Genomic DNA, 19,919 nt, shown 5'->3' with positions numbered 1-19,919 from the left:
CCGCCATCAGGCGCTGGTCGATTTTACTGTGGCATGGCGTCGCGTGGGATAATCGCCCCGCGATGCTGAATGACGGTGCTGGCTGTCAGGTGACCCCGTTTGGCGGCTTCGGCGGCATCGCCACCGGTTAAACGAACGGCCAGATACCCGGCGCTGAACGAGTCGCCAGCGGCAGTGGTATCGATCACTTTCTCTTTTGGCAGTTTCACCGCAGGAACGTCGATCGGTTCTTGACCGTCGACAGACACCAGGCAAGAATCTGCACCCCGTTTCACGACCACTTCCTGCACTCCCGCGGCATGCGTACGTGCGATCACCTCTTCAACCGGCTTCACGCCCCAGAGCGCATCTTCGTCGTCCAGCGTCAGGAAGGCGATATCGGTGCATTCCAGCATCTTCTGATAAACCTGCTGAGTCTCTTCTTTGCTGGCCCACAGGCGCGGACGGTAGTTGTTGTCGAAAATGACTTTCCCGCCGTTGGCGCGGCATTCGCGCAGCAGCGACAGCAGTTTGTCACGGCTCGATGGGCTCAGGATCGCGAGACTGATACCGCTCAGGTAGAGATAGTCAAAGGTCGCCAGCGCTTCGCAAATGGCCGCTGACTGCTCGCTCTCCAGCCAGAATTTCGCCGCCGCTTCGTTACGCCAGTAATAGAACGTCCGCTCGCCGGTGCTGTCGGTCTCGATGTAGTAGAGGCCCGGCAGACGGTTTTCCATGCGCTGCGTCAGTGAGGTATCCACGTTTTCACCGTGCCATGACTCCAGCATCTGCTGGCTGAAACTGTCCGTGCCCAGTGCCGTGACGTAGTGTACGGAGAGTGCCGCAGCATCAACCTGACGGGCAATGTAAACGGAGGTATTCAATGTATCGCCACCGAATCCGCGCTGAACATCTGCGCCTTTCTGTGACAGCTCAATCATGCATTCGCCAATCACGGCAATCTTTTTGGACATAGTCGTGAACCTGCTTAGAAAAAGTTAGCGTTAGTGTGCGCTGTGGGTGTTGGGTGGTCAATCATATTAAAACAACGTTCCAAAATTTTTTTTGAGCCAGTCCGTATTCTGCGTTGATTTTTACAAACGCGTTTTCAATTTTGCGCGTGACCGAACATAAAGTTCTCCGCCTGAAGGCCGATAACCTTTGACGAGTCGGGGCAGTAACACACTTAATCACGGGACATCTGAGATGATAAACCAGGTTATCCAGCAGCTAAGCAATTCCGAGGCGAGCGTTGAAAGCTTGCAGGATCGGCGCTTTTGGCTGCAGTGCGAGCGTGCTTACACTCACCAGCCGATTTACCAGACCAACGGACGCCTGTTAGCGGTTGAACTGCTGACGGTGGTGACGCATCCGGACAATCCGACCCAACGTATCGCTCCCGATCGCTATTTTGCCGGGGTGGCGGTGCGCCATCGCGTTGATATCGTCAAAGAACAACTTCAGTTGCTGGAGCAAAAGGCTGACTTTTTCCAGCGTCATGAATTACTGGCCTCCGTGAATGTCGATGGTCCAACGCTGCTCACCATGCGCCAGCAGCCCAACATTGTGCAGATGATTGAACGAATGCCGTGGCTGCGTTTTGAACTGGTAGAACATATTCATCTGCCAAAAGAATCCTCCTTCGCCAGCATGTGCGAGTTTGGCCCGCTGTGGCTGGATGATTTCGGGACCGGGATGGCTAACTTCTCTGCCCTGAACGAGGTCCGCTATGACTACATCAAAATCGCGCGCGAACTGTTCGTGATGCTTCGCCAGACGCCTGAGGGGCGCAATCTCTTTACCATGCTGCTGCAACTGATGAACCGCTATTGCCGCGGCGTGATCGTTGAAGGAGTGGAAACGCTGGAAGAGTGGCGCGATGTACAACGTTCGCCTGCCTTTGCCGCACAAGGCTATTTTCTGTCGCGCCCGGTCCCATTTTCCCATCTCGATGAGGTCATTCTGTCACTGTAAAAACCGGCGGTTTCCGCTAACTCCGTCTGGCTGGACTATCTTTAGGACAGGCAAGGGAAGACGTGAGGACGCTAACTATGACCAAAGCCGGAAAAATAACGACAGTAATAACAGGGACTTTCTTGTTGTTGATCGTTGTCGTTATCGTACTGATAGCGACATTTGACTGGAACCGTCTCAAACCGACCATCAACCAGAAAGTCTCTACCGAACTTAACCGACCGTTCGCCATTCGTGGTGATTTGGGTGTCGTCTGGGAGCGCCAAAAGCAGGAGACCGGCTGGCGCAGTTGGGTGCCGTGGCCGCACGTGCATGCTGAAGATATTATCCTCGGCAATCCCCCCGATATTCCCGAGGTGACGATGGTGCACCTTCCCCGCGTCGAAGCGACGCTCGCGCCGCTGGCGCTGTTAAGCAAAACCGTCTGGCTGCCGTGGATCAAACTGGTGAAACCCGATGCGCGGCTGATTCGCCTGTCTGAGAAGAACAATAACTGGACATTTGACCTGGCAGGCGCAGAAAACAAAGACGCCAATGCCAAACCTTCTGCCTGGTCTTTCCGGCTGGACACGATTCTCTTCGATCAGGGGCGGATCGCCATTGACGATAAGGTCAGCAAAGCGGATATCGAGATCCTGGTCGATCCGCTGGGCAAGCCGTTGCCGTTCAGTGAAGTCACGGGAAGCAAAGCAAAAGGCGATAATGTGAAGGTTGAAGATTACGTGTTTGGCCTGAAGGCACAGGGGCGATACAACGGCGAACCGCTTACTGGAACGGGAAAGATGGGCGGTATGCTGGCGCTGCGTAGTGAAGGCGCCGCGTTTCCAGTGCAGGCTGATTTACGCTCCGGCAATACCCGAGTGGCGCTGGTGGGCGTGGTTAAGGACCCAATGAAGATGGGCGGCGTCGATCTGCAACTGAAATTCTCCGGGGATTCACTGGGCGAGCTGTACGATCTGACGGGGGTGCTGCTGCCGGATACGCCGCCGTTCGAAACGGACGGTCGGCTGGTGGCGAAAATCGATACCAACGCCTCGTCGGTGTTTGACTACCGGGAGTTCAATGGGCGAATCGGCGACAGCGATATTCATGGCTCGCTGACCTATACGACGGGGAAACCGCGTCCGAAACTGGAAGGTGACGTGGAATCACGCCAGCTCAGGCTGGCGGATCTGGGGCCGCTGATCGGCGTTGATTCCGGTAAAGGCGCGGAGAAAGCGCAGCGCTCAGAACAGAAAAAGGGGGAAAAGAGCATACAGCCAGCGGACAAAGTGCTGCCCTATGACCGCTTCGAAACGGACAAATGGAACGTGATGGACGCCGACGTGCGCTTCAAAGGGCAGCGTATTGAACATGGCAGCAGTCTGCCGATCCGCGATCTCTCAACCCACATCATTCTGCAGAATGCCGACCTGCGCCTGCAACCGCTGAAGTTTGGTCTGGCGGGTGGCAGCATCAGTTCAACGATTCATCTGGAAGGCGACAAAAAGCCGATGCAGGGGCGTGCAGATATTCAGGCGCGGCGCTTAAAACTGAAAGAACTGATGCCGAACGTCGAACTGATGCAGAAAACGCTGGGTGAAATGAACGGTGACGCCGAACTTCGCGGCAGCGGGAACTCCGTGGCGGCGCTGCTGGGCAACAGCAATGGCAACCTGAAACTGCTGATGAACGACGGGTTGATCAGCCGCAACCTGATGGAGATCGTTGGCCTGAACGTCGGGAACTACATTGTCGGGCAGATCTTTGGCGATGACGAAGTGCGGGTCAACTGTGCGGCGGCGAATCTCGATATTGTGAACGGCGTGGCGCGTCCGCAAATTTTCGCATTCGACACCGAAAATGCGTTGATCAACGTCACCGGGACGGCGAGCTTTGCCTCAGAACAGCTGGATTTGACCATCGACCCGGAAAGCAAAGGTATTCGCATCATTACCTTGCGTTCACCGCTGTATGTACGCGGAACGTTTAAGGATCCGCAGGCGGGGGTAAAAGCCGGGCCGCTGATTGCTCGTGGCGCGGTGGCTGCGGCGCTGGCGACGTTAGTGACGCCCGCCGCCGCGCTGCTGGCGCTGATTTCACCCTCGGAAGGGGATGCCAATCAGTGCCGGATGATTTTATCGCAGATGAAGAAATGATGGTGTGGTCTGCGTTGTGCCGGGTGGCGCTTGCGCTTACCCGGCCTACGGAAGTGGTCGTGTTTGTAGGCCGGGTAAGGCGTAGCCGCCACCCGGCATGTAAAGATTACAGCGACTGGTGACGCGTCTCATGGGTTAACAGCAGCGCGATCAGCGTTAACGCCGCCATAGACGCGAGATAGGTCCCCACGGCCGCCAGCCCATAGTTGGACTGTAGCCATGCGGCGATATACGGCGCAACGGACGCGCCCAGAATCGAAGAGACGTTATAGGAGAACGATGCGCCGGTGTAGCGCACTTCGGTCGGGAACAGTTCAGGCAGCAGTGCGCCCATCGGCCCAAACGTCAACCCCATCAGACTCAGCCCCAGCAGCAGGAAGGCGAAGACCAGCGCCGGATTGCCGGATCCCAGCAGCGGTTTAAAGGCGAACAGCGCGAACAGGATAATCATCGTGGTGATGATGACCATGCTCTTGCGACGACCAAAGGCGTCAGCGAGCAGGCCAGCGACCGGCACCATCACGCCAAAGCCAATGACCGCCATCATCAGCATCCACAACACTTCATTACGCGGCAGGCCCAGACCGACCGGCGCAGCGGCGGTACTGAACGTCATCGAATACACGGTCATGATATAAAACAGCGTATAGGTCGCCAGCATGATGAACGTGCCAAGGATCGTCACGCGAACGTGTTTGGTCAGCAGGGTTCCGAGCGGGATTTTCACCTGCTTTTTCGCGGCAGCCACTTTGGCGAAGACCGGTGTCTCATGCAGCGACACGCGGACATACAGACCGATAATCACCAGCACCGCCGAGAAGATAAACGGCACGCGCCAGCCCCAGTTCATGAACTGCTCATCGGTCAGCAGCCAGGAGAGCAGCAGGAAGGTGCCGTTGGCAAAGAAGAAGCCAATGGGGGCGCCCAGCTGCGGGAACGAACCGTACAGCGCACGCTTACGCGGCGGGGCGTTTTCCGTCGCCAGCAGCGCCGCACCGCCCCATTCTCCGCCCAGTCCCAGCCCCTGACCAAAACGTGCCAGCGCCAGCAGCAGCGGGGCGAAGATGCCAATGGTGGCGTAGCCAGGCAGCAGGCCGATGATCACCGTCGAGATCCCCATTGTCAGCAAAGACGCCACCAGCGTCACTTTACGCCCTACCCGGTCGCCAAAGTGGCCGAAGAGCGCGGAACCAATCGGGCGCGCGACAAAGGCGATAGCGAACGTGGCGAGCGACTGTAGCGTTGCCGCCGTCGGGTCGCCCTGCGGGAAGAAGATGTGCGGGAAGACAATCACGGCGGCGGTCGCATAGATGTAGAAGTCGAAGAACTCAATGGCAGTGCCAATGAGCGAGGCGACGACAACTTTATTGCGCGAATTGACCGGGGTATGTTCCTGCTCGTTATCGAGTGTGGTGGCGGTTGCTTGCATAGTATTTTCTTATTTTTGGCGAACGAACGGCCATATTACGCACAGCAAAAGCGACATTTCAATCTGTAACAACCGCTCAACATGGTTAAAAATCAGGCAAAAAGCGGATAATGTTTATGCCTGCGATTTCTCGTCCATGAAATGCTTCACACAATTTTAAAATTAGTGGATAAAACTGGTTTTTGGTTAAATAAAAGTTAAGAGCTGGATTTAAATGCTGAATGAGTGAGGCGATGCGGAAGTAAGTGCCTGACCATATTGCCGGATGACGGCGCAAGCGCCTGATCCGGCCTACGATTTGCGATGTTTTGTCGGCCGGATAAGCGCAGCGCCATCCGGCAGAGGGTGAGAATCAACGGTGCGTTTTGCCCGGCATCCGGGGATCGTCCTTGTACTCGGCGGTCGCAATCCACGCCGCGCAGAACAGCGTCAGGCGCGCGAAAAAGTAGAAGAACGCCATCAGCCCCAGTACAGAACCAAACGCCGCGCCGGAGGGCGATTTCACCAGCGCCGGCAGGGTCCAGGTCATGATGATTTTAATGACTTCAAAGCCAATCGCCGCAATCAGCGTGCCGCGAATCAACGCTTTTTTACGTGGGCGATGACGCGGTAATCGCCAGAAAATCCAGAAGAACAGCAGATAGTTAGCGAAAATAGAGATCGCCAGGCCAATCAGCCGCCAGGTGGGCTTCAGCCACTCTATGCTGTCGAGGTAGAGGGCAGAGATAATCATCTGCTGCGCTGAACCGGCGACCGAGGTGATCGACAGCGTCACAATCAGCGCAATCAACAGGCCAATCAGCGAGATAAAATCACGCAGGTATTTGATCCAGATTTTCTCCTGATCCTGTGGCGTGCGTTCCCAGACGTCCCGCGACTGGGCGCGTATCGCCTCGCGCAGGTTACCCATCCAGTTAATCCCGGAGTAGAGGGCAATCCCTAATCCGACCAGGCCGACGGTGGTACGCTGCTGGACAGCCGTATTGATGGTGCTTTTCAGCGTAGCGGCAAGCGTCGGGTCGCTGACGTTCATCAGGATTTTATTGAAGATGTCCTGCAACAGCGTGGGATGTGAGGCGAGAATAAAACCCGCGGCGGCAAACGACACCATCAGGATGGGGATCATCGACAAAAACGAGAAGTAGGTGATGGCCGCGCCGAACTGATTCCCTAACCGATCGTTAAAGCGTTCTGCCGCGCGGAGCAGGTGCGCAATCACCGGGATGCGCTGAATTTTTTCGACGGTGGTGGTCACCGTTTTCAGCTTCTCGCTGGCGGCGTTTTTCATCTCGTGCTTTGCGGCCCCGGCTGTGTCGACTTTGCGTACCGGGTCGTGTTCAAGTTCCTCAGTGGGGCGTTTTACGTCGTTATCCTGCATCATCAGGTCAGGCGTCCTTCTTTTGTTAATTCTCTGGACAGTATAGCGTCTCAGTCCACGTAGTCCTTCATCACGCCGGTCAGCCACTCCATAAACAGGTGCACGCGGCGTGAAAGATTACGCCGGTGTGGGTAGAGCAGCGATACCGGCATCGGCGAGGCGCGGTATTGTGGGAGCACCTCAACGAGCGTACCGCTGCGTAACGCCTCACGAACCCCGACACGAGGAACCTGAATAATTCCCAGCCCTGCCAGACAGGCGGCGTGATAGGTTTCGGTGCTGTTTACCGTCAGGGTACCGCCGGTTTTTATCCACTGCGTCCCGCTGCTGGTAGCGATTTCAAAACCCGGCGGTCGTGTCCCCAGGTTTAGCGAGTAGTGCACCACCGCGTGGGAAGCGAGATCCTCCAGGCTTTCCGGATAGCCAAAACGCGCCAGGTACTGCGGGCTGGCGCAGTTGATCACGGTAAGCTTGCCCAGCGGGCGTGCGATCAGACCGGAATCCTTTAGCGTGCCGACCCGCACCACGCAGTCAAAACCTTCGCGGATCAAATCCACCAGCCGATCGCTGCTGCTGAGCTCCAGCTCGATTCCCGGATACTGCTGTAAAAAGGCGGGCAGTCGAGGGATCACCAGATTTCGTGCGACGCCAACCGGCATATCGACCCGTAATTTGCCGCTGATACTGGTGGGATCGTGCTGAAACAGACCATCCAGTTCATCCAGATTGCTCAACAAGTCTTTCGCCCGCTCGTAGTAGACCATGCCGTCTTGCGTCAGTTGTACCCGCCGCGTGGTGCGGTGCAAAAGCTGAGTCCCCAGATGGTTCTCCAGCGCCTGAATCTGGCGCGATACGCTACCTTTAGGGAGTCCCAGGGTGTCGGCAGCCCGAGAAAAACTCTCCAGCTCCGCAACACGAATGAATAACTGCATTGCATGAATTTTATCCATTCTATGACCCTATTGTTGTTCCGGATGAAACAGTTATGCGCAATTAGCGACATTTATTGTTTTTCTATCACCTAATAAGCTTTATCTCAATCAACACAACAGATGAAATGAGGTTTCTTATGACGCAACGTATCGCATTGGTGACCGGCGGGAGCCGCGGACTGGGTAAAAACGCCGCGCTTAAGCTGGCGGACAAAGGAACGGATATTCTCTTTACCTATCACAGTCAACAGCAGGCAGCGCTGGATGTCGTCGCTGAAATTGAGCAAAAGGGCAGGAAAGCGGCGGCAATTCAACTGAATGTCGGTGATACGGCTGGCTTTGTCGCTTTCGCCGCCGAGGTGAAAACGCAGTTGCAAACCCGCTGGAATCGACAGACGTTTGATTATTTAGTGAACAATGCCGGAATCGGCTTATATGCGCCCTTTGCCGACACGTCAGAAGAGATGTTTGACGAACTGATGCGCATCCATTTTAAAGGCCCGTTTTTCCTGACGCAGCACCTGCTGCCGCTGATCAACGAAGGCGGGCGTATTCTTAATGTTTCAACCGGGCTGGCGCGTTTTGCGTTGCCGGGGTACGCCGCCTACGCATCCATGAAGGGGGCGATGGAAGTGCTGACACGTTACCAGGCGAAAGAACTTGGTGCGCGTGGGATCTCGGTCAACGCCATCGCGCCCGGCGCGATTGAAACCGACTTTGGCGGTGGACGCCTGCGGGATAATAAAGAGCTGAATGCGTACGTGGCGTCGCAAACGGCCCTGGGCCGCGCCGGTCTTCCCGATGATATTGGCGATGCGATCGCCGCGTTACTCAGCGACGAGCTGGCCTGGATGACGGCGCAGCGTATCGAAGTTTCGGGAGGGATGTTCCTGTAAGCCGAATTCAGCGAGCCGTTGTGCTCGCTGAATGAACATGAAATGCGAATTTTAATTCTGTTACATAATTCCGCGCAGGAGACAATTTCTTTTCTCATGCGCGTTCGTTATTCTTTCCGTGATTTAATATTCAATTAATTTAAGCAGCGGTGAGGCATAAGGAATGTCTTATTTTATTGCCTGCTTTCTATACCTGAATGTAATTCTCATGTTTCAGCTGTAAAAATTTATTTTTTTACTTTTCTCCCGTCCCGATATCTGTAGAATGACCCTCCGCCAAATGGCGAATGTTTATTTTACCCGTCGGGTAATACCCTTCCCCTTCTTAATATTATTATCGGAAACGGTGGAGAGAGTAATGCAAATCATCATGTTTGACAGGCAGTCAATATTTATTCATGGAATGAAAATCAGTTTACAACAGCGAATTCCAGGAGTGAGTATTCAGGGTGTCAGTCAGGCCGATGAACTCTGGTACAAACTGGAAGAGAACCCGGAAGCCCTGCTTATGCTGGACGGCGATCTTGACGGCGAATTCTGCCGTTGGCTTCTGCAAAAAACGGTGCAACAGTTTCCACTCGTCAAAATCTTAATTATCGCGACAGACTGTGGTAAAAAAGGGTTGCAGGAACTGGCGCAATATAACGTTTTGGCCATTATTCCACGCGATTCTGAGCCGGAAAAATTTGCGCTGGCGATCAATAGCGTCGCGATGGGGATGATGTTTTTACCCGGCGAATGGTTAACGATGCCGCCCACAGAATGCCGCGATATTAATGCGCTAAGCGCTCGTCAACGAGAGATTCTCGCGATGCTGGCGTCAGGTGAGTCAAATAAGGAAATTGGCCGTGCGCTAAATATTAGTACCGGAACGGTGAAGGCGCATCTTGAATCACTCTATCGCCGACTGGATGTTAAAAATCGCACCCAGGCGGCCATGCTGTTGGTTCAGTCGTAATAATCTGTAGTTATATTACGACCGGAGATCCTGCGGTCGTAATATATTCCTGTTTTAATAACCCCAGCAGCCAGTCATTCTGCCAGCGCTGTTGCAGCCAGTAGCTCTCCCTGAGCGTGCCTTCCAGTACAAATCCCACTTTTTCCAGCACATGCCTGGAAGCCTGATTACCTTCAGTGACGCAGGCGGTCAGACGGCGCAGGCCACCGCGGGTAAATGCGTAATCACAGACGGCCCGTAACGATTCTGTCCCGTATCCCTTTCCCTGCGCGTCAGGCGCCAACAAAAAGCCAACCTCGGCACACGCTTCTGCGCGATGAATGTAGCCCGTCACACCGAGGGGATTGTGGGTTTCGTTATCGCACAGGATCAGACACAGCCAGTGCGGGTCACCCGGATGCCATGCCGGTAAGCGAGAATCGAACGCTTCCCGAATCTCGCCCTCGCTTCGCGCGTCTGCCACATGGCGCATCACATTCCTATCTTGCTGGAGTGCGAGAAAAAAAGGCCAGTCGGCAGGGACGATAGGGCGGCAGGTCAGACGGGCTGTTTTCAGTATGGGCACGGGCTCTCTCCTGAGATATTTCTCAATGTTCACGTAGCGGTCACTGTAATAATTATTGAACTTGTTATATCTATAAAAACTAATAATTAAAACAAAGAACTAAAACAAAATTAATGACCTCCGCATGGGGGCACTTTTGGCGAAGGAAGAGAATGACAATTAGCGTTTTGACGACACGCACGACCTTTGAGCACTGCCTGGGGATTATCCGCCAGGCCTCGGTGGAGATCCTGCTGCTGCTGGGGGTGCATGCCTCCGACGGTAAAGATCCGCGCTGGTTTCTGGAACATCTGGATCAGGCCCGGCTGAATCTGGGCGGCTGGAGCCAGGTCGCCAGGCGTTTGCACCTTAACGACGCTCAGTTGAGCCAGTTCACGCTGCAACTGCGCCATCTTCAACAGTGCGTACCGCAATATGACAGCGGGCAGGAGGTCAGTGAAAACCAACTGATTGCCGCCCTGCGCGTGGTCAGGTCGCTGGAACAACTGCGCCATCATCAGTCGTTACTTAATTTTAAAACAGAGATTGAAGAGGCGGACCACAGTCAGCAAGTGCGCGCAGAGCGGCAGTTACGCGCGATTGAACTGACCCTGACCGCGCTGATCTCGCAGATGTGGCCGGATAAAACGCAGCTCAATAATTACCTTAAAGACAACTTTGGCGCGGATAAGCTCAGGCGCTGGATTAAGCTGGGCGAACGCCAGGATCCGCTGAATGGCATGCGTTTTGGTGAGCTGGCGCTGATGATTGTCGATAAGAAGATTTTTACCCGCCACTATTCCGGAATCTTTAACGATGCCTCAGTGCTGACCCTGTTTGTCGAACCGCGTCTGACGCTGCGGGTGTTTCTCGATGACTGTCGGCAGGCTCGTAACACGGTGCTGGCCGGAGAGCCGCTGTCATCAGCACAGTTGACGCTACTCTCCTGTCAGTTTCAGCATATTGTCCGTCCCGTCCAGCGTGCCTATGAACAGGGACGCGCCCGCATTAACCCGGCAACGTTGATGATTGTGGAAGAGGGGCAACTGGCACAGTTTTGGGAGGACGCGCGGAAAAAGGACCGTCAGGCCGGGGGTGACACAGAGGAAATTGGCGAATCTGTTGAACCGCCGCGTAAGCGCTCGCTGCGTACGGCAGAAGAACGTGAGCAGCTGATCACGGGCGTGCTCTGGGGCGCGGTGGGGCTCATGGTGATCGCCATCCTGGGCGGCGGTGCGTGGTTAGTGAGTTCGCAGCCGCCCGCGCCCTCGCCGAACATCAAGATCACTCAGGCGGAACCTAAGCGCGAATTGCCTTCCGCACGCGAAATGGTGACGCAGATGGGCATCACCTGGGATGTGTTTAACATGCGTGCGGCGATAGACAGGAATGACAGCCGGGTCACCGCGCTCTTTTTGCAGGGCGGCATGAACTGGCAGGTCTCGTGGACCGAAGCGGCGTTTGCCCGCAACAATACGGATGTCCTTGAGTTGCTGTTGCGTTATCCCTCACAGATGGATGAAAACAAACCCTGTCGCCGGTTTATCAACACGGTTGGTCACGCGATGTCTGGCGGTGCGCCGTTGACGAGTCAACACAAAGCCTATTTGCGGCGCTTTTGCACGGTGCCTGCGGTGGTATCGCGACAGCAGCATGATACCGAGCAGGCAGAGCGACGTTATCGCGCCGATCCCAGCGCGGATAACAAGAAGTGGCTGAAAATCCAGAGCGCCGTTTATGAGGTGATCCGTTAGCCATTACGGCTCCCCATACAACCCGATTAAGCGGCGCGCGACGCCGTTGGTCCAGCCAAAGCCATCCTGCAATGGATATTCCCCGCCGCCGCCTTCGCGCGGGGTGCCGCTGGCGATGTGGTATTTCTCAATGAGCTTATGGTGCTGCTGATAAAAGTGATTCACCGTCTGGAGCCAGCTATGGGCGATTTCATCTCCCAACGCATCATCGCCGTACATCTTAAAGCCCTGAATCGCCATCCACTGTAGCGGTGCCCAGCCGTTGGGTTTATCCCACTGTTCGCCCGTTTCGTATTCGGAGGCCATAATACCGCCGGGGGTCAACAGACGGGTACGCACGGTATCTCCCAGCCGATCGGCCTGTTCATGGGTCGCCATCCCGACGTAGAGCGGAACGATGCTGGCGGCAGAAAACAGCGCCATTTGCTCACGCCGCCAGTCATAGTCGCGGTAGCAGCCATTTTCCTCATCCCACAAATAGCGATTGATGGCAGCCCGCCGGTTGCTCGCCTTCTGGCGGAACTGCGCTTCAACGTCGCGCTCCCCTTTCAGCGCCGAGATATTGGCAATAGCGCTCTCCAGTTTGAACAGGAACGCGTTGAGATCGATAGGGATAAACTGTGTAGTGCGAATGCTTGCCAGTCGTCCGGCGTCGCGCAGCCAGCGGGAGGAATAATCCCAGCCGGATGCCGCGCCCGCACGCAGATCGCGATACACCTCGTTCGGTGGACGTCCTGAGTGTTTGGCGGTTTCCACATCCTCCAGCCATGACTCATCGCGCGGCGTGTCGCGGTCATCCCAATAGCGGTTGAGCAGGGAACCGTCCGGCATCCTGACGACATGACGATAGGCCTGATTGAGCACCAGCGACTCTGCGCCGTCCATCCAGAAGGCATACTCCATCTTCAGATGGTCGAGGTAGCGCCGCGCGCCGCGTACGCCGTCCTCCTCGAACAGCTCGACCATCAGCGCAAACACCGGCGGCTGCGAGCGGCTGAGATAATAGGTGCGGTTGCCGTTCGGAATGTGACCGTAGTTTTCAATCATCCATGCGAAGTTATCCGCCATACACTTCAGCAGGTCTTCTCGACCGCTTTCCGCGAGGCCCAGCATGGTGAAATAGGAGTCCCAGTAGTAGGTTTCGCTGAATCGACCACCCGGTACGATATAGGACTGCGGCAGTGCCAGCAGCGATGACCACGGAATGTGATCCTGCGGTTCACGGGTTAGCACCGGCCACAGCTGGTCGATATGCTCTTTCAGGGAATTTTCGGGATTGGAGACATATTCGGTACCGTACTCTTCCGGTAACCAGAAATGATTTTCAACAAAGCGTCGCAGGTCGAAGTCCCGATGACGGCGGACTTTACGGTAGCGAATCAGGATATCGAGCGGATCCATTTTTGGCGCACAGTCAGGAAAGGTTTTGCTGTCGGCAAAAATCTTTGAGCACTGAACGTGCTCGAAGAGTTCCAGATAACGGTCGGCTGGCGTCAGCGCGTCAGAGGCGGGAAGCCCCTCGATCATCTCAGGTTCCGGCTCTGCCTCGATCATCTCATCCAGCTTTAACTCGCACGGATCCGTTTCGTAGAAAAGATCGACGTCGATCGTAAATTCCTCTGACGGGGCGTGTTGCAGTTTCTGGTTGATCATAATGAGAAAGGCCTCCGGATTGCGTCGTAAAAGATACGGGTGTTGCCCGGCTGTCTTTTAAGCGTAGACATTCGCTTCGATGTGCGGGGGGCAAAGCGTGCGGTAGATCACGTTTATATAGCATCCATAAATGAACACTTTTGTATATCCGACTGATTTATAAATGATTAATGGATGACGGAAAAGTTGGAAAGAAAAACAAAATTAGGAACATTCGTTCAGCCCTCAGTCTGGTATGAGATATAGCACAGCAATGGGGAGTATTATCTATCGATACTTTTAGTTAACTAACACGATTATCATTATTTTGCATTTTCTATGGATAATCTGTCTAAACAGTGTCTGCTATTATCGATGATATTCATGGGACGTTTGAATAATGGGAAAATGGAATGAATAGAGAACTGGAAATCCTTATCGATCAGAATACATGGCCTAAAAAAAATAAACTACCACACTTTCCAAAAAGTTTTCATAACGGTTCTATTATTGATAATATCAATATTCCTTCCATGCTTTTAATGATAGGTTATTTAACGACGCCGACTTCATCGACAGGTGTCTCTTTAAGTGAATTTTGGGCGTGGATAAGATATCTTTCAGCTGTTACCAACGATAAAGATATGCGTCTGACGGATAGTTTCTACGCTCTTGATGCCCACCAAAAAACAATACTGAGTGATGACTTTGGTATGGGCGTTCCTATGCTTTGGTTAATGTCTTCTCTTTCACTCAATCAGATTGTGGATGGTAATTATTTTATACAAAAAATAGCCGCATCCGTTAATGCAAAATCCGTAAAAACAGGTAAGCGCGGACCTAATAAGACCCCTGATTTTGTAGCCAAAGATTATTATGGCGACTGGCATGTTATCGAATGTAAAGGTACTCAATCAGGACCCGAATACAGCGATAAGCAACTGGGGATAAAAGGGAAGAAAGGTACGGGTGGGATAGTACAAAAGAAATCGATTATTTTCCCGACAGGGCATACCGGACAAAGACTAGCCTGTGGCTTGAGTATCGGTATTGAGAACCGTAGCTCAAGCCTTCTGAAAATCGTGGATCCGGAACCCGACGAACCCTTTGAGGTCGATGAACAGAATTTGATCTATGCCGAGGATGCCATTACTCGTGGCGTGTTATCCAAATATCTGCGTTTGTCCGGGCTGGAAATCACAGCTGAACGTATTGCGGCCCCTTTGGGACGTACGCCAGATATTACACGCTATAAAAGTCGAACGGCTGAAAGGCATCGTGTGGAATGGGTTAGAGAACGGGAACAGCGATCTTATTTTGAGCTTCGCCAGTTTCTGGATACACGAAAAATAGAAAAATATTTTAACGGTCGAGAGCGCGTTATTGAACTACCCAGGCCTGTGGTCGTAGACGATAAAATAATCTCTAAAGTCATTATCAGACAAGAGATAAATAATGAAGCAATAGAAGATCTTTTAATACGTCAATATAATGATGGGCCTATTGTCGAGTCTTTTGCTTATCGACTTGCGACTGCACGAAGAAATCGTATTATGTCGACAGAATTTGCATCTCGACTGAATTTTGGTGAAATTTTTCAATCGGAAATTATCTTATCCAGATAAGACGCGATACATGCCTTATTGAACAAGACTTATCCGGATGGATAAGTCTTGTTATTTTAACGATTAACGCATGGTCACGAACTCTTCCGCTGCCGTCGGGTGAATGGCGACGGTGTTGTCAAAGTCTTTCTTGGTGGCGCCCATTTTCAGCGCCACCGCAAAGCCCTGCAACATTTCGTCCATGCCAAAGCCGATGCCGTGGATACCGACGATTTTCTCTTCCGGGCCAACGCAGACTAACTTCATACGGCACGGCTGACGGTGCGAGGTCACCGCGGTATACATTGCGGTAAATGAGGATTTATACACTTTCACCTGGTCGTCGCCATACTGCTCGCGCGCCTGCAGTTCAGTCAGACCCACGGTGCCAATCGGCGGGTGGCTGAAGACCACGGTCGGGATGTTGCTGTAGTCCAGATGTTCGTCCGGCTTGTTGTTAAACAGACGCTCGGAAAGACGACGGCCTGCCGCAACGGCAACCGGAGTCAGCTCGACGGCACCGGTGTTATCACCGACGGCATAAATTCCATCCACGCTGGTGTTCTGGTATTTATCGACAACGATATACCCTTTTTCGTTGGTTTTTACCCCAGTCGCGGCCAGGTTGAAGTTATCGGTGGCCGGTTCGCGACCAATCGCCCAAATCAGGCAATCGACCGTTTCGCTGCGACCGTCTTCCAGTTCGAGCGTCAGGCTACCGTCGGCATTTTTTACCACCGCTTTCGGGATCGCGTGGGTATGGAGCGCCGGCCCTTCGGCATTCATCACTTCGACCAGGGTTTCGGTGATCATCGGATCAAAGCTGCGCAGCGGCGCGTGTTTACGCACGAACAGATGGGTTTTGGCCCCCAGACCGTTAATCACGCCCGCCAGTTCCACGGCGATATAACCGGCACCGACAACGGCAACGCGCTCAGGCAGGGCTGGCAGTTCAAAGAAACCGTCGGAGTCGATACCGTATTCCACGCCCGGAATATTCGGGTGGCTCGGACGACCGCCGGTGGCAATCAGGATATGGTCAGCGGTAATGGTCTCACCGTTGACTTCGATCGTTTTGGCATCGACGAAGCGGGCAAAGCCTTTGATCACATCAACGTTATTCTTACCCAGCACGTTGTCATACGAGGTGTGAATGCGGTCGATATAGGCGGTACGGCTGGCAATCAGCGTATCCCAGTTGAATTTATTGATCGTGGTGTCAAACCCGTAGTCCGGGCCGTACAGGTGGATCGCTTCACGGATTTGTGCAGCATGCCACATCACTTTTTTGGGGACGCAACCAACGTTGACGCAGGTGCCGCCCAGTTCTTTGGCTTCAATCAGCGCACACTTCTGGCCGTACATGGCTGCACGGTTAATCGAGGCGATACCGCCGCTACCACCGCCGATGGCGATGTAGTCATAATGCTTGCTCATGAGTCTTATCCTTCCATTCTGATTGCCGCGATTGTATACCTGAAATCACCAGGTTTCACCGATGACTGCGATTACTCAGGCACGATCCAATTTACCGAGGTATGCCCGGTACCTGCTGGCACCAGCTTGCTGTGTAGCCAGGGCAGCACGGTGTTCATTTGCGCTTCCAGTTTCCATGGCGGGTTGATCACAATCATGCCGGAGGCGGTCATGCCGCGCTGGTCGCTGTCCGGGCGCACCGCCAGCTCAATTTGCAGGATTTTACGGATACCGGTCGCTTCCAGGTCATGCACCATGCGCTTGATTTGCTGACGCAATACGACCGGATACCACAGGACATATGTCCCGGTGGCAAAACGTTTATAGCCTTCGTTGATCCCGGCGACGACGGCCTGATAGTCCGATTTAATTTCGTAAGGTGGGTCGATGAGGATCAAGCCGCGACGGGAAACCGGCGGTAGCTTCGCCTTCAACTGCTGATAACCATCGGCACGGGCCACGCGGGCACGCTCATCTTTCTGGAATTCTCCTCGCAGCAGCGGGAAGTCGCTCGGGTGTAACTCAGTCAGGTGCAGACTGTCCTGCGCGCGTAGCAGCTGACGGGCAATAAGCGGAGAACCCGGGTAGTAACGCAGCTGTCCGCTGCGGTTAAAGTGTTTGACCACGCCAATGTATGGCTCCAGCTCGGCAGGCAGATCGTCCTGCTGCCAGACGCGAGCGATGCCTTCCAGGTATTCACCGGTACGTTCAGCCTGCTCGCTGCTTAGCTGATAACGGCCCGCGCCTGCATGGGTGTCCAGATAGAGAAACGGTTTATCTTTCTCTTTAAGCGACTCGATGATCAGGCTCTGAACCGTGTGTTTAAGGACGTCGGCGTGGTTGCCAGCGTGGAAGCTGTGGCGATAACTGAGCATGGGTAAACGTGTTCCAGGTTATAAACGTAGGCCCGAGCAGCGTCACGCTTTCGGGCGAAAAAAAGCATATCGCCACAGTATACAGAAAAGTCACCGCTGCCGCGAAAGCGCAACGCCTGGCATTGAAATTCACTACACTTAACCCCATGCTACATACATTACATGGCGGATGGCGACGCTAACGCGTCTTATCCGACTTACGGGTCCCTGCCTTTGTAGGTCGGGTAAGGCGTAGCCGCCACCCGACAACAACGCGCATACGCGTTTGTTTCCCCCTTTTTAACCAGGACTGTGCATATGACGAATCCATTACTGACTCCCTTCGAACTGCCGCCGTTTTCCGCGATCAAGCCTGAGCATGTTGTTCCCGCCGTCACCAAAGCGCTGAACGACTGCCGTGAGAATGTGGAACGTGTGGTCGCGCAGGGCGCACCGTATTCCTGGGAAAATCTTTGCCAGCCGCTTGCGGAAGTCGATGACGTCCTGGGGCGTATTTTTTCTCCGGTCAGCCATCTGAATTCAGTGAAAAACAGCCCGGAACTGCGCGAAGCCTATGAGCAAACCCTGCCGCTGTTGTCGGAATACAGCACCTGGGTTGGTCAGCATGAAGGTCTGTATAAGGCGTACCGCGACCTGCGTGATGGCGACCATTACGCCACACTCAATACCGCGCAGAAAAAAGCCGTTGATAATGCGCTGCGTGATTTTGAACTCTCCGGGATTGGCCTGCCGAAAGAAAAACAGCAGCGTTACGGAGAGATCGCCACCCGCTTGTCTGAGCTTGGCAACCTGTACAGCAACAACGTGCTCGACGCCACCATGGGCTGGACGAAGCTGATTACTGACGAAGCAGAGCTAGCCGGGATGCCGGAAAGCGCGCTGGCGGCGGCGAAAGCGCAGGCTGAAGCGAAAGAGCAGGAAGGGTATCTGCTGACGCTGGATATCCCGAGCTATCTGCCGGTGATGACCTACTGCGACAATCCGGCATTGCGTGAGGAGATGTACCGCGCCTATGTGACCCGCGCCTCCGATCAGGGGCCGAACGCCGGTAAATGGGATAACAGCCCGGTGATGGAAGAGATCCTCACCCTGCGTCATGAACTGGCGCAACTGCTGGGCTTTGAAAGCTACGCCTTTAAATCGCTCGCCACTAAAATGGCGGAAAACCCGCAGCAGGTGCTGGGGTTCTTAACCGATCTGGCAAAACGCGCGCGTCCGCAGGGCGAGAAAGAGCTGGCGCAACTGCGTGCTTTCGCAAAAGCAGAGTTTGGCGTTGATGAGCTGAACCCGTGGGATATCGCGTACTACAGCGAAAAACAGAAACAGCACCTTTACAGCATCAGCGACGAACAGTTGCGTCCGTACTTCCCGGAAAACAAAGCGGTGAACGGCCTGTTTGAAGTGGTGAAGCGCATATATGGCATCACCGCGAAAGAGCGTCACGATGTGGATGTCTGGCATCCGGACGTGCGGTTCTTCGAACTGTATGACGAAAACAACGAACTGCGCGGCAGTTTCTATCTTGACCTGTACGCCCGTGAAAACAAACGCGGCGGGGCGTGGATGGACGACTGCGTCGGTCAGATGCGCAAAGCGGACGGTTCTCTGCAAAAACCGGTCGCCTACCTGACCTGTAACTTTAACCGCCCGGTCAACGGCAAACCGGCGCTGTTTACCCATGACGAAGTGATCACCCTGTTCCACGAGTTTGGTCACGGCCTGCACCACATGTTGACCCGTATCGAAACCGCAGGGGTTTCCGGGATCAACGGCGTGCCGTGGGATGCGGTCGAACTGCCGAGCCAGTTTATGGAAAACTGGTGCTGGGAGCCGGACGCGCTGGCGTTTATCTCCGGTCATTACGAGACAGGCGAACCGCTGCCGAAAGAACTGCTGGATAAAATGCTGGCGGCGAAGAACTACCAGGCGGCGCTGTTCATCCTGCGTCAGCTGGAGTTCGGTCTGTTTGACTTCCGTCTGCATGCGGAATTTGACCCGCAGCAAGGGGCAAAAATCCTTGAAACGCTGGCGGAGATTAAAAAACAGGTCGCCGTGGTGCCGGGACCATCATGGGGCCGCTTCCCGCATGCCTTCAGCCATATTTTCGCCGGCGGCTACGCGGCGGGATATTACAGCTATCTGTGGGCTGACGTGCTGGCTGCGGATGCCTTCTCCCGCTTCGAAGACGAGGGGATTTTCAACCGCGATACCGGTCAGTCGTTCCTCGACAATATCCTGACGCGCGGCGGCTCCGAAGAACCCATGGAGCTGTTCAAACGCTTCCGTGGCCGCGAACCGCAGCTCGACGCAATGCTGGAGCATTACGGGATCAAAGGTTAGTTCACCCGTC

At 54.3% G+C, this 19,919-nt stretch carries 15 protein-coding genes; 7 read left to right on the top strand and 8 right to left on the bottom strand.

The genetic code is table 11. The features are described 5' to 3' along the window. Positions 1-23: 23 nt before the first annotated feature. Positions 24-953, bottom strand: a complete 930-nt coding sequence (gene kdgK, locus OGY35_RS07715; protein WP_286631910.1) for a 2-dehydro-3-deoxygluconokinase — start codon at positions 951-953, stop codon at positions 24-26. Between the two features lie 232 nt (positions 954-1,185). Between kdgK and pdeH the strand changes: the two genes are divergently transcribed. Next, complete coding sequence (pdeH, locus tag OGY35_RS07710) at positions 1,186-1,953, top strand: cyclic-guanylate-specific phosphodiesterase (RefSeq protein ID WP_152400464.1); 768 nt, start codon at positions 1,186-1,188, stop codon at positions 1,951-1,953. A gap of 77 nt (positions 1,954-2,030) precedes the next feature. Continuing rightward, positions 2,031-4,091 (top strand): AsmA family protein, encoded by a 2,061-nt coding sequence (locus OGY35_RS07705; RefSeq protein ID WP_286631908.1) that lies wholly within the window; start codon positions 2,031-2,033, stop codon positions 4,089-4,091. Positions 4,092-4,197: 106 nt separating this feature from the next. Here the strand turns inward: OGY35_RS07705 and OGY35_RS07700 are convergent, their stop codons facing one another. The 3 genes from OGY35_RS07700 to OGY35_RS07690 all read right to left on the bottom strand — a co-directional run bounded on the left by OGY35_RS07700 (position 4,198) and on the right by OGY35_RS07690 (position 7,848). Beyond that, on the bottom strand, positions 4,198-5,520 hold the full coding sequence (locus tag OGY35_RS07700; RefSeq protein ID WP_046491892.1) for an MFS transporter: 1,323 nt from the start codon (positions 5,518-5,520) through the stop codon (positions 4,198-4,200). A 352-nt stretch (positions 5,521-5,872) separates the two neighbouring features. Next, positions 5,873-6,901 (bottom strand): inner membrane protein YhjD, encoded by a 1,029-nt coding sequence (gene yhjD / locus OGY35_RS07695; protein ID WP_152400459.1) that lies wholly within the window; start codon positions 6,899-6,901, stop codon positions 5,873-5,875. 47 nt (positions 6,902-6,948) lie between these two features. Then, complete coding sequence (locus tag OGY35_RS07690) at positions 6,949-7,848, bottom strand: LysR family transcriptional regulator (protein ID WP_152400458.1); 900 nt, start codon at positions 7,846-7,848, stop codon at positions 6,949-6,951. Between the two features lie 119 nt (positions 7,849-7,967). Here OGY35_RS07690 and OGY35_RS07685 point away from each other — a divergent pair, with 119 nt between their 5' ends. Continuing rightward, positions 7,968-8,726 carry an SDR family NAD(P)-dependent oxidoreductase gene (locus tag OGY35_RS07685; protein ID WP_042323126.1) on the top strand — a complete coding sequence of 253 codons (759 nt, stop codon included), beginning with the start codon at positions 7,968-7,970 and terminating at the stop codon, positions 8,724-8,726. Positions 8,727-9,084: 358 nt separating this feature from the next. After that, on the top strand, positions 9,085-9,684 hold the full coding sequence (locus OGY35_RS07680) for a helix-turn-helix transcriptional regulator (RefSeq protein ID WP_152400456.1): 600 nt from the start codon (positions 9,085-9,087) through the stop codon (positions 9,682-9,684). 10 nt (positions 9,685-9,694) lie between these two features. On the opposite strand, the gene OGY35_RS07675 is transcribed toward OGY35_RS07680, so the two are convergent. Then, entirely contained in the window at positions 9,695-10,249 is a 555-nt protein-coding gene (locus OGY35_RS07675) for a GNAT family N-acetyltransferase (protein WP_286631904.1), read from the bottom strand. Between the two features lie 152 nt (positions 10,250-10,401). On the opposite strand from OGY35_RS07675, the gene OGY35_RS07670 reads away from it, so the two are divergent. Further along, positions 10,402-11,982: an STY4199 family HEPN domain-containing protein gene (locus tag OGY35_RS07670; RefSeq protein WP_286631902.1), complete on the top strand. Its 1,581-nt coding sequence runs from the start codon at positions 10,402-10,404 to the stop codon at positions 11,980-11,982. Between the two features lie 3 nt (positions 11,983-11,985). Here OGY35_RS07670 and OGY35_RS07665 read toward each other — a convergent pair whose 3' ends face one another. Next, the gene (locus tag OGY35_RS07665) at positions 11,986-13,635 is read right to left on the bottom strand and encodes an alpha,alpha-trehalase (protein ID WP_152400449.1); all 1,650 of its coding nucleotides are present in this window, start codon (positions 13,633-13,635) and stop codon (positions 11,986-11,988) included. Between the two features lie 392 nt (positions 13,636-14,027). On the opposite strand from OGY35_RS07665, the gene OGY35_RS07660 reads away from it, so the two are divergent. Then, positions 14,028-15,239, top strand: coding sequence for a hypothetical protein (locus OGY35_RS07660; RefSeq protein ID WP_286631899.1), 1,212 nt, complete (start codon positions 14,028-14,030; stop codon positions 15,237-15,239). Between the two features lie 63 nt (positions 15,240-15,302). Here OGY35_RS07660 and gorA read toward each other — a convergent pair whose 3' ends face one another. Continuing rightward, complete coding sequence (gorA, locus tag OGY35_RS07655; protein WP_286631898.1) at positions 15,303-16,655, bottom strand: glutathione-disulfide reductase; 1,353 nt, start codon at positions 16,653-16,655, stop codon at positions 15,303-15,305. Positions 16,656-16,726: 71 nt separating this feature from the next. Next, on the bottom strand, positions 16,727-17,569 hold the full coding sequence (locus OGY35_RS07650) for a 23S rRNA (adenine(2030)-N(6))-methyltransferase RlmJ (RefSeq protein WP_286631896.1): 843 nt from the start codon (positions 17,567-17,569) through the stop codon (positions 16,727-16,729). A gap of 297 nt (positions 17,570-17,866) precedes the next feature. Here OGY35_RS07650 and prlC point away from each other — a divergent pair, with 297 nt between their 5' ends. Further along, a complete protein-coding gene (gene prlC, locus OGY35_RS07645; RefSeq protein WP_152400441.1) occupies positions 17,867-19,909 on the top strand; it encodes an oligopeptidase A in 2,043 nt (680 codons plus the stop codon). The last annotated feature ends 10 nt before the right edge of the window (positions 19,910-19,919 follow it).

The organism is Citrobacter sp. Ct235, assembly GCF_030332305.1.
Taxonomy (GTDB): Bacteria; Pseudomonadota; Gammaproteobacteria; order Enterobacterales; family Enterobacteriaceae; genus Citrobacter_A; species Citrobacter_A telavivensis.
This window is presented reverse-complemented; position numbering and strand designations above follow the sequence as displayed.

Bases quoted from the DNA above. Each gene is read 5' to 3' on its own strand.
- kdgK (WP_286631910.1), bottom strand. From the start codon at position 953: ATGTCCAAAAAGATTGCCGTGATTGGCGAATGCATGATTGAGCTGTCA.
- pdeH (WP_152400464.1), top strand. From the start codon at position 1,186: ATGATAAACCAGGTTATCCAGCAGCTAAGCAATTCCGAGGCGAGCGTT.
- OGY35_RS07705 (WP_286631908.1), top strand. From the start codon at position 2,031: ATGACCAAAGCCGGAAAAATAACGACAGTAATAACAGGGACTTTCTTG.
- OGY35_RS07700 (WP_046491892.1), bottom strand. From the start codon at position 5,520: ATGCAAGCAACCGCCACCACACTCGATAACGAGCAGGAACATACCCCG.
- yhjD (WP_152400459.1), bottom strand. From the start codon at position 6,901: ATGATGCAGGATAACGACGTAAAACGCCCCACTGAGGAACTTGAACAC.
- OGY35_RS07690 (WP_152400458.1), bottom strand. From the start codon at position 7,848: ATGGATAAAATTCATGCAATGCAGTTATTCATTCGTGTTGCGGAGCTG.
- OGY35_RS07685 (WP_042323126.1), top strand. From the start codon at position 7,968: ATGACGCAACGTATCGCATTGGTGACCGGCGGGAGCCGCGGACTGGGT.
- OGY35_RS07680 (WP_152400456.1), top strand. From the start codon at position 9,085: ATGCAAATCATCATGTTTGACAGGCAGTCAATATTTATTCATGGAATG.
- OGY35_RS07670 (WP_286631902.1), top strand. From the start codon at position 10,402: ATGACAATTAGCGTTTTGACGACACGCACGACCTTTGAGCACTGCCTG.
- OGY35_RS07665 (WP_152400449.1), bottom strand. From the start codon at position 13,635: ATGATCAACCAGAAACTGCAACACGCCCCGTCAGAGGAATTTACGATC.
- OGY35_RS07660 (WP_286631899.1), top strand. From the start codon at position 14,028: ATGAATAGAGAACTGGAAATCCTTATCGATCAGAATACATGGCCTAAA.
- gorA (WP_286631898.1), bottom strand. From the start codon at position 16,655: ATGAGCAAGCATTATGACTACATCGCCATCGGCGGTGGTAGCGGCGGT.
- OGY35_RS07650 (WP_286631896.1), bottom strand. From the start codon at position 17,569: ATGCTCAGTTATCGCCACAGCTTCCACGCTGGCAACCACGCCGACGTC.
- prlC (WP_152400441.1), top strand. From the start codon at position 17,867: ATGACGAATCCATTACTGACTCCCTTCGAACTGCCGCCGTTTTCCGCG.